The organism is Sphingomonas alba (assembly GCF_023516555.1).
Taxonomy (GTDB): domain Bacteria; phylum Pseudomonadota; class Alphaproteobacteria; order Sphingomonadales; family Sphingomonadaceae; genus Sphingomicrobium; species Sphingomicrobium album.
The window spans coordinates 1,554,364-1,567,973 of the sequence record NZ_JAMGBD010000001.1; the positions used below are offsets into that span (position 1 = coordinate 1,554,364).

The following is a 13,610-nucleotide window of genomic DNA, read 5'->3' on the forward strand; positions in this document are numbered from 1 at the left end:
CGCCATGGCCGACCAACCGACTCCTCTCGAAGCCGTCCGCGCCCAACTCGCGCTCGCGGTTGGCGAGAATGCCGTGTTCGACGGCTGGAGCGACAAAGCGGTCGAGGCCGCCGCCGCCACCCACGGGGTCGATCCGGCCATCGCCCGCCTGGCTTTCCCCAAGGACCAGCTCGGCAAGATCGGCGCCTATATCGAGGCGGTCGACGCGGCGATGGAGGCGCATTTCACGCCTGACGTCATCGCCGGCATGAAGATCCGGGACCGAATCCGCGAGCAAATCTGGTTCCGTCTCCAGGCCATGGGACCGGCGCGCGAAGCGGTGCGCGCTGCCCTCACCATCCTCGCCATGCCGCAGAATGTCGCCACCGGGCTCAAGACCGGCTGGCACAGCGCCGACCTCATGTGGCGGCTGGCCGGCGACAAGGCGACCGACTTCAACCATTATACCAAGCGCCTGACCTTGAGCGCGGTCTATGCCTCCACGCTCGTCGCCTGGCTCGACGACCAGAGCGAAGGCTGGGCAGAAACCAGTGCCTTCCTCGATCGCCGAATCGCCAACGTCATGAGCTTCGAGAAGTGGAAGGCCAGCTGGAAGGGCAGCAGCGAGCAGCGCCCGAGCATCAGCCGCTTCCTCGGCCGCCTGCGCTACCCGCCGCACTAGGGTTCCAATTTCCTCTCGTTATTGATAATCAGTCGCAAATGAATGCGGCCCAGCCTGCCCAAGCCTTTGCGATTCCGCTCGATTCGCTCGAGCTCGGCAAGCGCGCGCATATCCAATCCATCGATTGGGCCGCGTTGGAGGAAAGCGCAGCTCGCCGCCTCCGCCAGTTCGGCTTCGACGAAGGCGTCACCATCGAGGCCTTGCACCTCGGCCCGTTCGGCCGCGATCCGCTCGCCGTGCGCGTCGGCCGAATGACCGTCGCCATCCGTCGCGCCCATGCCCGCGCCGTGCACGTCGTCCCGATCGCAAAATGAACCCCCAGCCTTTGATCGCGGTGGTCGGCAATCCCAATGCCGGCAAGAGCGCCTTGTTCAACGCCTTGACCGGCGCGCGTCAGAAGGTCGGCAATTATCCGGGCGTCACTGTCGAACGCCATGTCGGCCGCGCCATCCTGCCGTCGGGCGCGCCGGCTGAGCTGATCGACCTTCCGGGTTCTTACGGCCTCGACCCGAACAGCCCCGACGAAGCGGTCACCCGCGACGTCCTTCTCGGCCGCCAGCAGGGCGAGCGCCTGCCCGACGCTTTGCTGATCGTCCTCGACGCCTCCAACCTAGACAATCACCTGCGCTTCGCCTTGCAGCTGATCGCTTTGGGTCGCCCGACCGTCGTGGCGCTCAACATGGTCGACCTCGCCAAGCGTGACGGGCTTGAGCTCGACGCTGCCAAGCTCGAAGCCGAGCTCGGCGTGCCGGTCATCGAGACCGTCGCCGTCCGCCGCCGCGGGATCTCCGACTTGCTCGGCCGTCTCGAAAGCGAGCTCGGCCACCAGCGCGCGGTTCACGGCAAGGACTTGCCGCCGCCCGACCTCATCCACCTGCAAAAGCGCGCTCGCGAAGTCGCGGAGGCGGCTATCCTCCGCGAAACCCCGGTCCGCCGCATCACCCACCGGCTCGACGCCGTCCTGCTGCACCCCGTCGCGGGCCCGATCATCCTCGCCGCGGTGCTTTTCATCATGTTCCAGGCGGTCTTCGCCTGGGCGACGGTTCCCGCCGACGCGCTCGATGCCGGCATCACCAGCCTCGGCAATATCGTCGGCAATGCGCTTGCCGCCGGTGTCCTCAAGTCCTTGGTGGTCGACGGCGTCTTCGCGGGCGTCGGCGCGGTCATCGTCTTCCTGCCGCAGATCCTGATCCTCTTCCTCTTCATTCTCGTCCTCGAAGCGACCGGCTATCTCGTCCGCGCCGCCTTCCTGATGGACAAATTGATGCATTCCGCCGGCCTCTCGGGCCGCGCCTTCATTCCGCTCCTGTCGAGCTTCGCCTGCGCGGTCCCCGGCATCATGGCGACGCGGACGATCGACGATCCCAAGGACCGGCTGACGACCATCCTCGTCGCGCCGTTGATGACCTGCTCCGCGCGCCTGCCGGTCTACACATTGATCATCGCCGCCTTCATCCCGAACCGCGCGGTCGGCCCTGGCATCGGCCTGCAGGGCCTGGTGATGTTCCTGCTCTACATCGGCGGCATCGCCGGCGCCCTGCTCGCCGCCTGGGCGCTCCGCCGCTCGGTCGTGAAGGGCAGGGGCGGCGCCTTCATGATGGAGCTGCCCAAATACCAGATGCCACGCCTCGTCGATATTGCGCTCGGCCTCTATCAACGTGCGCTCATCTTCCTGAAGCGCGCCGGCACCATCATCCTCGGCACGACCATCGTCCTCTGGGCGCTCGCCAGCTTCCCGCAGGCCGGCCCGGGCCAGAAACAGAGCGAAGTCTCCATCGCCGGCTACATCGGCTCAGCAATCCACAAGGTCGTTGCCCCCATCGGCTTCAACCAGGACATCAGCCTCGCGCTCTTGCCCACCATGGCTGCGCGCGAGGTCGCCGTCTCGGCCATCGGCACCGTCTATGCGCTCGACGCCAGCGACGAGGGCCAGCTGACCAGCCTCGAGGACCGTCTCGCCAGCCGCTGGAGCCTTGCCACCGCGCTCGCCTACCTCGTCTGGTTCATCTTCGCGCCGCAGTGCATCTCGACCATCGCCGTCACCCGCCGCGAGACCAACAGCTGGAAGTGGACCGGCTTCATGGTCGGCTACCTGTTCGTGCTCGCTTATGCGGCCGCCGGCCTCACTTACTGGACCGCCGTCGCATTCGGCCTTGGCTAAGCACCACGCCCGTCCTATCGCTCGTTCAAACTGGAATTGAGGAGAGCGGAAATGGCGGGAAGCGTGAACAAGGTCATCCTGGTGGGGAACCTCGGCGCCGATCCTGAGGCGCGCTCGCTCAACAATGGCGGCGAGGTCGTCAACATCCGTGTCGCCACGTCGGAAAGCTGGAGCGACAAGTCCTCCGGCCAGCGCCAGGAGCGCACCGAGTGGCACAATGTCGTCATCTTCAACGAGAATCTGGGCAAGGTCGCCAAGTCCTATTTGCGCAAGGGCAGCAAGGTTTATCTCGAAGGCCAGCTGCAGACCCGCAAGTGGCAGGACCAGTCGGGCAACGACCGCTACACGACCGAGATCGTCTTGAACCGCTTCCGTGGTGAGCTCGTCCTCCTCGACCGTGCCGAAGGCAGCGGCGGCGGTCGCAGCGACTTCGGTGGCGGCGGTGAGGACTTCGGTGGCGGCTACAGCGGTGGCGGCGGCTCTCGCCCGCAATCGCGTCCGCAACCGGCGGCCTTCGACACCGATTTGGACGACGACGTTCCCTTCTAAGGTCTAGAACTCGACCGTCAGTGATCCGTTGACCGGCACGGCCGCCCACTTAGCGGTCAGGTCGTCGAGCGTCGCCCGCACCCCATCCACATCCTCGGCCGTCACCGGCGCGGCGGCATGCCCGCGCGCCTCGCAGGCGATCCTGTAGGTCTCCAGCAGCTCGTCCGCAGGCACTCGGCCGCCCCACATTTCCGCCTGGAAGCTTTCGACCAGCCGCTCGATCGCCTCTTCCGACTCTCCGCCCTGCGTCGCGAACACCGCCGCGTCGCCCCCGGCGACCATGCCCAGGAAGCCGCGATGGGCGAGCACGCTCTCCACCGCATAATGGATCATGTCGTGCGGGATGATGCCCTGCTTGGGGTTCCGGATCGTCTCGGGCGCCGCATCGGGGCGCTCGATCAGCAGATCGTCATATTTCCCGTCGCGCTTGGTGAATGTCAGCCGCATCGAACCCCCTGTCCGGCAGACCATAACGCCGCTTGCATCCGCTTTCGACCCATTGCCGTCCGTCGTTTACACTCTGGCAGCATCCGGGTGCTAAACGGAGCGCTAGCGAGAATATGGCAACACCCGCACCCAAAGCGCAGGACACAGATCCTTTTGCCGACCGCCGCGCCTTTCCGCGCGTCGAAGTCGCCTTGCCCGCCTTTCTTCAGGCCAATGGCGATCGCCATGCCGTGCAGATTCTCGATTTGTCCGCGGGCGGCGCCAAGCTGGACTGCCCGCTGTCACTGCCGGTCGGCGCGGCGGTGCAGCTGGACTGCGGGACCCTGGCGCGCGGTGCGGTCGTCCGCTGGCAGGATGGCCGCGTCATGGGCATCTGTTTCGACACGGAGCTCGGCCATCGCGACGTCGCCGCTCTGGCCCAGCGCTCGACGGCCCTTGCCGCCTTCAGGAAGACGCGCGAATAGGCTGCTGTAAGGCGGGGTTCATGACGGTGCGCTCAGGAGCCTTGTCCGTCTGCTGCAATTTTGCGGGGTGATGAATGCGATGCGCCAGGTCCTAGCATTATCGCTCTTGGGGATGGCCCTTCCCGCCGCCACCCAGCCGCCGGACCATCCGCAATTTTCGCCGCGCACGCCCGTCTACCTCAGCCTGATGGGCGAACCCCTCGAGGGCGATGCCGGTGGCGGCTCGCCGGTGACGAAATGGATTGCCCAGGCCGACACGGACGGCGACGGCGCGGTCAATCGCACCGAATTGCTTCGCGATGCCGAAAGATTCTTCCATCGCCTCGACACCAACGGCGACGGGGTCATCGATTCCGACGAGATGGGCAATTACGAAAACGTGATTGCCCCCGCCCAGGTCAGGATGGCTGGCGGAATCAGGCCGATTTCGGAAGCCAGGCATGCGGTTGTCGACTATGCGGACGATGGCGACGGCGACGGCGTCCAGAGGCAAGGCACGGGCGAGACCGGCCTGTTCGGCGATGCCACGGCCGTCCCGGAACCGGTGGCCATGGCCGACATCAACATCGATCGTTCGGTATCGCTGGATGAGTTTCGGGCCGCCGCCCGCAAGCGCTTCACCCAGCACGATCTCAACGGCGACAACAAGCTCACCGCGGACGAACTCGCCCCGGCCCGCGCCCCCGACCGAGGCCGCCACGCGCACGGCACGCACTAGGATCAGCCAATTTCGTCATTCCCGCGAAAGCGGGAATCCCGCTAGTGTGTCACCGCCGACCCATTGCGCACATCCGCTTCCGACCCATTCCTGCCACAAGGCTATTTGGATATATGGTCCCTCATGGCGATCGCTTCGGTCTTTGCCATCTGGCCTTCGTCCACGGCAATGGCCGATGCCTGACGCTTGGGAGTCCGGCCCCTCAGCTTGCGAGCTTTTGCTCCTTTGCAAACGGACTGAGGCCGAGCCAAGATTGCATGGCTGAGGCGATGTCTCGATCGCCAGTCAACCGCATCCGATTGTTCCCGACCGCCGCGCGAACCGTATCGAGCCCCATCCAGATCGCGGTCATGGTGCGCAGGTCGACCGATACATAGAGGTCGACTTCGAATCCGGGATCGATCGAACAGAGATCGACACCGTCCGTCGGGTCAACGATCAGCCACCAGGATTGCCGGTTGGCCGGGAGTTCCGGATAGATGAACTGAATCACATTTCGACGTCGCGGCAGGGGCGTCGGGTTCAGATTCCGCCGCAAATCCCACATCAGCAATTGGGCATCGAGGTTCTGGAGTGACAGCTCGGCCTTGACCCGGCGTTGGCCCCAAATACCGAATCCCTCGACGATCTTATCGAGCTCCCGTCCGGCCGGTGTCAGCCGATACTCAAGAATACCGGGCTCAGAATCCGATCGTTCACGCCTGACAATTCCCGCAGCTTCAAGTTCCTTGAGGCGCTGGGACAGCAAGGCGGGGGACATGCGCGGAACGCCGCGCCGCAGGTCGTTGAAGCGGGTTGAGCCGGCGACGAGCTCGCGAAGCAGGACCACGGTCCACCTTGTGCACAGGATCTCGGCCGCCATCGCGACTGGGCAGAATTGCTTGTAACTTCCGGCGGCCACGTTTCCCTCGATTCCAATGGCATCCGCTATAGGTTCGAAACGGACGCCGCCGCTAGTTCACTTTCTGTACTGGGCAGATTCAGTCTCTGAACTGGCTGCGTGCGACTGCTGTCGCTAGCCCGCCGCGCTCCCGGATCCGATCGATCCGGCTCAACGCTCAAACGACAAAGGTAATTCTGTGAGAAACTTTTCGAATGCTTGGACTGCAGCGCCGACCTTCCGTGCGGCAATTGCGGCGGCGATAATCCTCGTTGGCGGCACTGCGCCGGCCTCCGCCGCAGTGATTTCACGCAGCGCCGATGTGCATGCACCCGCCTCGGCCGTATGGTCGTTGATCGGCCCATTCTGCGCGATCAAGGACTGGCTGCCTCCGGTCGGACAATGCATCGAGGACGGCAAGGCGCCGCCGACCCGGATCCTCGTAACCAAGGACGGGAAGGCCGCCTTTGTAGAGACTGAAGCGGCGAGAAATGAGGCGGAGCACACCTACTCCTACCGCTTCCTGTCGAGCCCCCTTCCGGTCTCGAATTACAAGTCGACAATCAAGGTCACCGCCAAGGGCGACGGGACTTCGACCATCACCTGGTCCGGTTCTTACATTCCGGAGCGTGGCAAGGAACAGGCCGCCAGCGATGCGCTGGGCGGCGTTTATGAAGCCGGACTTGGCGAGATCAAGGCAAGGTTCGCCAAGTAGCAGGGCGGTTTCGACCCGCCGATTGCTCGATAAGTCATCGTGTCGAGGCGCGCGGCGTTGGCCAGGCCATATGAGCCCGGCCAATGCCGTCGCCTGATTGCCGAGGCACTTTCCTGCATCGCTTTAGTTCACAATCCTTACGGACTCCGCGACCGTTTTGGTCAGGTTAGGGCGAGTTCTGAGAAGCGGAAAACCTGGTCGGCAATCCAACCAGCCAGCGCCTGCGCGCGAACGCGGACGCTGGCATGATGTGGCGCTAAAAATGTGGGCCGGCGTCAATGGGCGTCCGCTTTCCACCCATTCCGGGCTCTAGGCTTCGTCGGGCTTCTCGCTCTTTAGCGCTGCAAGCGCCGCGAACGGTCCCGCTTGCTCTTCGCTGAGCACGCCCGCCGCTTTCAGCGCCGCCTCGGCATTCGGCCCGCGCGGATAGGGGTCGAGCACCAGGCTCAACGTGTCCGCGACGGCCGCGCCCAGCTCGATCGCGGCGCCGTCGTGGAAGACGACGTCCAGCTCGCCCTCGCCAAGCTCCACTTCTTCGTCCGGCCGCCCTTCCGGCTCGGGCAGGAACAGCAATTCGAAGGGCTCGTCGATCCGCGCCGGCACCGGTTCGCCGCTGGCGACGCAGGCTTGGCTCAGCGCCGCCTTGATGCGGCCGGTGGCGGTGATCTTCTCGCCATCCCGGCCCAGCACCGCATGAGCTTCCAGCCGGTCGAGCGACAGCAGGCCGAGCCGCTTGGCGATGGCGGCGCATTCCTCGGCGCCCGCATTGAGGTCGACCCTTTCGCCGTCGCGGATCTGCGCCAGCGGCAGGCGCGCTTCGAAGCTTTCGCTCATCCCATCTGTCCCGTCATCAGGGCCGAATCACCCGTTGCCTGCAGCCTTTGCCACCAAAGCTTCGTCGCCTCGACCGCCTGTGCGCTCGCTTTGCCTTCGGGCACCGCGTACCCGTACAGGCTCATGCGCGTCGTCTCGTCCCACGGGTCGATGGCCTCGACCGCCCGGCGCCAGCGGTCGATGCGCGAGGCCAGCGCGCCGACCATCATCCGCACCTGCTTGCCCAGCGACGGGTCGCCAAAACCCTGTTCACGCATCTGCACGTCCATGTCGGCGATGAATGCTTCGGCCAGCCGTGGCCCCAGCGCCCGAGCCGGGTCCGCGCCACGTTCCAGCCTGATGTCGGCGAGCGAAAGCAGGGTCGTCAGCACGGCGAAGCGGCCGTCCAGCGTGTCGGGGACCTGCGCTTCGCGATACCAGTCTGGCCGCCGCGCCTCGGCGACGATCGCCCGGTAGAGCGGCCCGGCATCGGCCAGGGCCTTGGGTTGGAAAAAGGGCAGGCGCATTCAGCTTCCCATTCAGCTTGCTTTAAGCGGCAGCGGAGTCACTTGCTGCCCGACGCCGCACCGCATATTGAGGCGGCGCCGCCTGAGCGCAAGCTGGCCGGGAAAACGAAGGAGTTTGAAGTTCATGGCGTCGAAGTTCGTCAGCGTTGCAACGGCGCTTGTGGGCGTGACCCTCCTCAGCGGCTGCCTCGGCATTAAGGAGCACAAGGGCTACGTGCTCGACAAGGAGCTCGCTTCGGCCGTTCAGGTCGGCGTCGACAATAAGGCGTCGGTTGAAAAGACCCTGGGCCGTCCCAGCTTCACGGGCCAGTTCAACGACAGCGACTGGTTCTATGTCTCGCGCGACACCAAGTCGGTCGCCTTCCGCAGCCAGAAAGTGACGGACCAGGAGGTCCTCCACGTCCACTTCGACCAGGCCGGCAACGTCGCCGCCGTCAACAGCACGGGCAAGGAACTGGTCGTCAACATTTCGCCGGTCGACGACAAGACGCCGACGCTTGGCCGCAAGCGAAGCTTCTTCGACGAATTGTTCGGCAATATCGGCGCGCTGAACAGTGGCGCGCTCGCTCCCGGCAACGCCCCCGGCCAGTAAGCTTTTTCTGGAACGCCGTTTGCCCTAACGGGGGTCGCATGACCGCGACACCCGCCGGCATGACCTATGCCGAATATCTGCATCTCGACGATTTGCTGTCCGCCCAGCAGCCCCTGTCGGACCTGCATGACGAAATGCTGTTCATCGTCATTCACCAGACCAAGGAGCTCTGGCTAAAGCAGATGCTGCACGAGGTCGCGCTGGCGATTGCGCTGGTCGAGGACAATCGCTTTGCCGAGGCCTACAAGGCGCTGTCGCGGGTCAGCCGCATCCAGTCGGTGATGACCTTGAGCTGGGACGTGCTCGCGACCCTGACCCCGGTCGACTATTCCGCCTTCCGCCATGTGCTCGGCACCTCTTCCGGCTTCCAGTCGGCGCAATTCCGCGAGCTGGAATATCGCCTCGGCATCAAGGACCCCAAGTTCCTCGATTATTACGAAGGCGGCACAGAGGGCCATGCCCGCCTCACCCGGGCGCTGGCCGAGCCGAGCCTGTGGGAAGTCGCCGACGCCGCCCGCGACAAGGCCGGCGCCGCCAGCTGGCTCGAAGTCTACAAGGACGCCGACCGCTGGTTCGAATTGTACCAGCTTGCCGAAAAGCTGGTCGACGTCGACGATGCCCTCGCCGCCTGGCGGCACAAGCATGTGCTGACGGTCGAACGGATCATCGGTTTGAAGCGCGGCACCGGCGGCTCGGCCGGCGCGGCCTATCTCCGCTCGACGCTCGACAAGCGCGCTTTTCCCGAACTCTGGTCGCTTCGGACGGAGCTTTGAGCTTCAAGCGCCTGTTCTCGCGCAGCCTCGGCGCCGCGCCGGACCGGCTGCATTTCGCCGCCCACAGCCATCACCTCTGGCCCGACGCCAGTTTCGCCGGCCAGCAGCAGGCCTGGCTCGACGCCGCCGCCCTCGCCGACCGCAAGTGGGACAAGGTGATGGGCGAGGTCTGGCCGGAGGCTCAGGGCCATGTCGCCCGCGAGCTTGGCGGCGTGCCCGCCGACCGCATCGTCTTTTCGTCCAACACCCATGATTTCGTCATTCGCCTCTTTGCCGCCGTGCCGCGCTCGGGGCCGGTCCGGATCCTCACCAGCGACGGCGAATTCCACAGCGCCCGCCGCCAGTTCGCCCGCTGGGAAGAAGATGGCGACGCCGTCGTCACCCGCGTCGCCGCCGAGCCGTTCGACACGTTTTCCGACCGTTTTTTGTCCGCTGCGCAGGGCGGCGGGCACGACCTCATTTTCGTCAGCCGGGTCCTCTTCAACAGCGGCCGGATATTCGAGCGATCACAAGAACTTGGCGCACTCGCAAATCCTATGGGCCCTTGGGTGGTCATCGACGGCTACCATGCCTTCATGGCCATCGAGAATCCGTTTTTGGAAACCACTGCTCAGTCCGCTTTCTTCCTCGGCGGCGGCTATAAATATGCGATGGCCGGCGAAGGCATGGCCTTCATGCATTGCCCGCCGGGTTACGGCCCCCGCCCGCCGATAACGGGTTGGTACGCCGAGTTCGGCGACCTTACGGCGCCCCCGGGCAGTTCGGTCGGCTACACCCGCGACGCCATGCGGTTCATGGGCGCGACGTTCGATCCTTCGGCGCTCTACCGCTTCAACGCCATCCAGCGGATGCTCGGCGAGGAAGGCCTGACGACCGCCGCGATCAGCGCCCACGTTACCAGCCGCCAGCGGCGATTGCTGACCGCCATTGAGGGAACGGCACTCTCTGGCGCGGAGCTCCTCAACCCCCTCGAGGGCGGTCAGCATTCGCGTTTCCTCGCCTTCCAGAGTCCGAAAGCCGCCGAATGGAACGCGGCGTTGATGGAGCGCGGCTGCATCACCGATGTCCGCGGCGAAGTGCTGCGGATCGGCTTCGCTATTTATCATGATGAGGCCGACGCTGCGGCCTTGGCGGGGCTGGCGAAGGACCTGGCCTAGGGCTCCAGTCCCGCACGCAGGATCCGGTTGGCAATCGCCGCAACTTCCTCGGCATCCTCCTTGCCCCACACCGAAAAGCGCAGCCCGAGGAACACATTCATTCCCATCGCAGCCCAGGCGAGAACGTCGCGCTCCAGCGCTGTCAGGCCCCGCACTTCGCCCTTGCAGGCTCCGGTTTCCAGGCGCGAGGCGATGCGGTCGGCGACGGTCTCATAGTGCCGGCGATAAGCTTCCGGCGCGACGAACTCGGACTCGTCGATGATCCGGTAGACTTCCTTGTGGGTGGCCGCGAAGCGCAAATAGGCCGCGAGCGCCCGCCGCTCGGCATCGAGCGTGTCGGCTCCTTCGGACAGGGCCGGCGCGACCTCTTCACGGACCTGGGCCGACATGTCCTCGACCAGCGCGGCGAACAGGGCCTCCTTGCTGTCGAAGTAGGTATAGAACGTCCCGAGCGCGACCTTGGCGCGGCTGGTGATGGAAACGATCGAACTTTCCGAGAATCCCCGCTCGCCGAACTCGGCCAGTGCCGCATTGAGGATCTTGCGCATCGTCTTTTCGCCACGTGCGGTGCGCGGCGTTTTTGCTGACCCTGCGGCGAGCACCGGTTCGACCGACTGTTGCACCATTGCCGCTATCCCCCGGTTTCCGCCCGACCAAAGTTGAAAGTCGGTTCAACTTTCATTATGACCCCGTCTCAATGGCGGCGCAACCGGCACTGGCCGGAGACCGTCACATCGGAGGGGCTTATATATGCGCAAGATCGATCTTGCTCGCGCCATTCTTCTCGGCTCGAGCGCAGCCTTCATTTTTGCAGTGCCGGCGTCGGCGCAAACTGCGGCAGAAACCAATCAGCAGGCCAATGACCAACCTGCGTCGGCGGAAGCCACCACGGCCGCCAACGACGAAGGTAAGGACACGGCGACCGACGAGAACATCACCGTTACCGCGCGTCGCACCTCGGAGCGCCTGCAGGATGTTCCGGCGGCGGTCTCTGCCTTCAACGAGCGCACCCTCGATCGCCTCCAGGCGGTTGACCCGACCGGTCTTCAAGGCGCGGTTCCCAACCTCAACATCGTCCAGGGCCGCGGCTCGTCGAATGCGATGAATATCTACATTCGTGGTGTCGGCCAGCCCGACGCACTGCAGACGTTCGACCCAGCCGTCGGCGTATATGTCGACGACGTCTACCTGTCGCGAATCCGTGGAACGCAGCTCGACCTGCTCGACATTGATCGGATCGAGGTCCTGCGCGGCCCGCAGGGCACGCTCTACGGCAAGAACACGATCGGCGGCGCACTCAAGGTCGTGACGCACCGGCCCGGCGACGACTTCCGCGCCAGCGGCTCGATTGCCATTGGCAGCTACAACCAGTTCGAGGCCAAGGGAGTTGTCTCCGGCCCGATCGCCGCCGGCATTTCGCTCGGCCTGGCGCTCCTCACTTCGAAGCACGACGGCTATGTCAAGGATGAGCTGAACGACCGCGAATATAACGACAAGGACACAAAGGCGCTGCGCGGCGACATCGCCATCACGCCGATCGAGAACCTGCGGATCGACATCAGCGGCGACTACACCTGGGAAGACACGGCAATGACCGTGGGCCAGCCCCTTAACGATCTGACGACAGCCTACACGCCATTTTTCGGCACGATCCTGCCTGTCGGCAACCTATACGAAGACGGATACCATTTCACCGCCCAAATCTCGCCAAATCTGCCGAACTCGCTGGAGCTGCGACATCGCGGCCTATCCGGCACCGTCGCTTACGATGTCAGCGACCAGTTGACCCTGAAATCAATCACCGCACTGCGCAAGATGGATACGGCGGACAATATCGATATCGATGCGTCGATTTGGAACACGGGCGATGTTTTTGTCGGTGTCGACCAAAAGCAGTTCAGCCAGGAATTTCAGGCCCTGTACAAAAGCGAAAGGCTGTCCGGTGTTGCGGGGCTCTATTACCTGAATGAGCGAATCAAGTCTCATCAGGAGGCCTACGGATCCGACTATCTCCGATTCAGCCCACTCGTCGCTCCGCCCGCATTCCTGCGCACGATTGACGATGACCTGAGTACCAAGAGCTACGCCGCTTTCGTCAACGGCACCTATGCGGTCATGCCGAACGTGAATCTCTCTGCTGGCATTCGGTTCACTCACGAATCCAAGGACTATGATCGTTCGACAACCCGCTACATCGGCGGCGCTTTCTACGACATCTTTCCATTTTCCGGGAAGGATCACTGGAACGATTGGTCGCCGATGGCGAGCATCGATTACCACCCGACCGAAGACGTCATGGTTTATGCCAAGGTGTCGAAGGGCTTCAAATCCGGCGGTTTCAACGGCCGGGCAAACAGCGTTCAGGAATCGACCGAATACGACCCTGAAACTGTCTCGTCTTACGAAGCGGGCGTGAAAACACGTTGGTTCGATCAGCTGACACTCAACCTGACCATATTCCACAACGACTATAAGGATTTCCAGGCGCGAGTGGGCGGCTGTGGAGAGATCGATCCGATAACGCTCTCATGTACTCCGCTACTGTCGGTGTTGAACGCCGGCAAGCTGAGGATCCAAGGTGCCGAACTCGAAGCGGCATGGACACCAGTGCGTGGCCTGCTTCTTGACAGCCAAGTGGGCTACCTTGACGCCGAATATAAGGAATTCGACGACACCAGATTCCCGGATGGCAGCGTCGGCGGTCCGCCGTTTCCCAACGGGAGCCGCGCATTCCAAACACCTGCCTTTAGCCCGAAATGGACGATCCGAGGCGGCGCTCAGTACAGCTTCGAAATCGGCAATGCTGGTAACCTGACCATTGGCGGCCAGGCCCGATATAAGAGCCGCACCGCTCTCGCCGTCGACAACACTTACATCCTCTATCCGCCGACGCCTGGCGGATCGACCAACGGCACCGGCACCGATGTCGAGGTCCCCGGACTATTCCAGAAGGGCTATTGGCTCGCCGATGCCCGCATTGTTTGGGAAGACCTCGGCAAGCATCTGGCTCTCGGCCTCTATGCGAATAACCTGTTCGACAAGGAGTACCGGACCGACGCCCAGGAATTCTCGTCGGTGGGTAGCATCAGAACCGTTTATTACGGGGCTCCGCGGACTTTCACGCTGCGCTTCACTGCTCGCTACTGAGCGGTC

At 64.0% G+C, this 13,610-nt stretch carries 16 protein-coding genes; 11 read left to right on the forward strand and 5 right to left on the reverse strand.

The genetic code is table 11. The annotated features are described in order from the left end of the window. The first annotated feature begins 4 nt into the window (after positions 1 to 4). From LZ536_RS08170 to ssb, 4 genes are read left to right on the forward strand one after another with little or no spacing between them, the layout of a single operon-like run. Complete coding sequence (locus tag LZ536_RS08170; RefSeq protein ID WP_249847985.1) at positions 5 to 661, forward strand: COQ9 family protein; 657 nt, start codon at positions 5 to 7, stop codon at positions 659 to 661. 38 nt (positions 662 to 699) lie between these two features. Continuing rightward, a complete protein-coding gene (locus LZ536_RS08175) occupies positions 700 to 975 on the forward strand; it encodes a FeoA family protein (RefSeq protein ID WP_249847986.1) in 276 nt (91 codons plus the stop codon). After that, entirely contained in the window at positions 972 to 2,822 is a 1,851-nt protein-coding gene (feoB, locus tag LZ536_RS08180; protein ID WP_249847988.1) for a ferrous iron transporter B, read from the forward strand. Before LZ536_RS08175 ends, feoB begins: the two co-directional genes overlap by 4 nt. 51 nt (positions 2,823 to 2,873) lie before the next feature. Then, positions 2,874 to 3,371 carry a single-stranded DNA-binding protein gene (gene ssb / locus LZ536_RS08185; protein WP_249847989.1) on the forward strand — a complete coding sequence of 166 codons (498 nt, stop codon included), beginning with the start codon at positions 2,874 to 2,876 and terminating at the stop codon, positions 3,369 to 3,371. A 3-nt stretch (positions 3,372 to 3,374) separates the two neighbouring features. On the opposite strand, the gene LZ536_RS08190 is transcribed toward ssb, so the two are convergent. Then, on the reverse strand, positions 3,375 to 3,818 hold the full coding sequence (locus tag LZ536_RS08190) for a hypothetical protein (RefSeq protein ID WP_249847991.1): 444 nt from the start codon (positions 3,816 to 3,818) through the stop codon (positions 3,375 to 3,377). A 113-nt stretch (positions 3,819 to 3,931) separates the two neighbouring features. Between LZ536_RS08190 and LZ536_RS08195 the strand changes: the two genes are divergently transcribed. Beyond that, entirely contained in the window at positions 3,932 to 4,282 is a 351-nt protein-coding gene (locus LZ536_RS08195) for a PilZ domain-containing protein (RefSeq protein ID WP_249847993.1), read from the forward strand. A 79-nt stretch (positions 4,283 to 4,361) separates the two neighbouring features. After that, complete coding sequence (locus tag LZ536_RS08200; RefSeq protein ID WP_249847995.1) at positions 4,362 to 5,000, forward strand: EF-hand domain-containing protein; 639 nt, start codon at positions 4,362 to 4,364, stop codon at positions 4,998 to 5,000. 202 nt (positions 5,001 to 5,202) lie between these two features. On the opposite strand, the gene LZ536_RS08205 is transcribed toward LZ536_RS08200, so the two are convergent. Beyond that, positions 5,203 to 5,901: a winged helix-turn-helix transcriptional regulator gene (locus LZ536_RS08205; RefSeq protein WP_249847997.1), complete on the reverse strand. Its 699-nt coding sequence runs from the start codon at positions 5,899 to 5,901 to the stop codon at positions 5,203 to 5,205. Between the two features lie 178 nt (positions 5,902 to 6,079). Here LZ536_RS08205 and LZ536_RS08210 point away from each other — a divergent pair, with 178 nt between their 5' ends. Continuing rightward, positions 6,080 to 6,595 carry an SRPBCC family protein gene (locus tag LZ536_RS08210; RefSeq protein WP_249847999.1) on the forward strand — a complete coding sequence of 172 codons (516 nt, stop codon included), beginning with the start codon at positions 6,080 to 6,082 and terminating at the stop codon, positions 6,593 to 6,595. A gap of 309 nt (positions 6,596 to 6,904) precedes the next feature. Here LZ536_RS08210 and LZ536_RS08215 read toward each other — a convergent pair whose 3' ends face one another. Beyond that, complete coding sequence (locus LZ536_RS08215) at positions 6,905 to 7,429, reverse strand: YceD family protein (RefSeq protein ID WP_249848001.1); 525 nt, start codon at positions 7,427 to 7,429, stop codon at positions 6,905 to 6,907. After that, complete coding sequence (locus LZ536_RS08220) at positions 7,426 to 7,935, reverse strand: ubiquinol-cytochrome C chaperone family protein (protein ID WP_249848003.1); 510 nt, start codon at positions 7,933 to 7,935, stop codon at positions 7,426 to 7,428. Before LZ536_RS08220 ends, LZ536_RS08215 begins: the two co-directional genes overlap by 4 nt. Positions 7,936 to 8,059: 124 nt before the next feature. Here LZ536_RS08220 and LZ536_RS08225 point away from each other — a divergent pair, with 124 nt between their 5' ends. Genes LZ536_RS08225 through LZ536_RS08235 form a run of 3 tightly spaced genes read left to right on the forward strand, consistent with a single transcriptional unit; the run spans position 8,060 to position 10,457 of the window. Beyond that, positions 8,060 to 8,527 carry an outer membrane protein assembly factor BamE gene (locus tag LZ536_RS08225; RefSeq protein ID WP_249848005.1) on the forward strand — a complete coding sequence of 156 codons (468 nt, stop codon included), beginning with the start codon at positions 8,060 to 8,062 and terminating at the stop codon, positions 8,525 to 8,527. Positions 8,528 to 8,565: 38 nt separating this feature from the next. Beyond that, on the forward strand, positions 8,566 to 9,300 hold the full coding sequence (locus tag LZ536_RS08230) for a tryptophan 2,3-dioxygenase (RefSeq protein ID WP_249848006.1): 735 nt from the start codon (positions 8,566 to 8,568) through the stop codon (positions 9,298 to 9,300). Then, positions 9,297 to 10,457, forward strand: a complete 1,161-nt coding sequence (locus tag LZ536_RS08235) for a class V aminotransferase (protein ID WP_249848010.1) — start codon at positions 9,297 to 9,299, stop codon at positions 10,455 to 10,457. The genes LZ536_RS08230 and LZ536_RS08235 overlap by 4 nt, the downstream gene beginning before the upstream one ends. On the opposite strand, the gene LZ536_RS08240 is transcribed toward LZ536_RS08235, so the two are convergent. After that, a complete protein-coding gene (locus tag LZ536_RS08240) occupies positions 10,454 to 11,083 on the reverse strand; it encodes a TetR/AcrR family transcriptional regulator (RefSeq protein WP_249848011.1) in 630 nt (209 codons plus the stop codon). The genes LZ536_RS08235 and LZ536_RS08240 overlap by 4 nt on opposite strands. 124 nt (positions 11,084 to 11,207) lie before the next feature. Here LZ536_RS08240 and LZ536_RS08245 point away from each other — a divergent pair, with 124 nt between their 5' ends. Continuing rightward, a complete protein-coding gene (locus LZ536_RS08245) occupies positions 11,208 to 13,604 on the forward strand; it encodes a TonB-dependent receptor (protein ID WP_249848012.1) in 2,397 nt (798 codons plus the stop codon). Positions 13,605 to 13,610 lie beyond the last annotated feature (6 nt).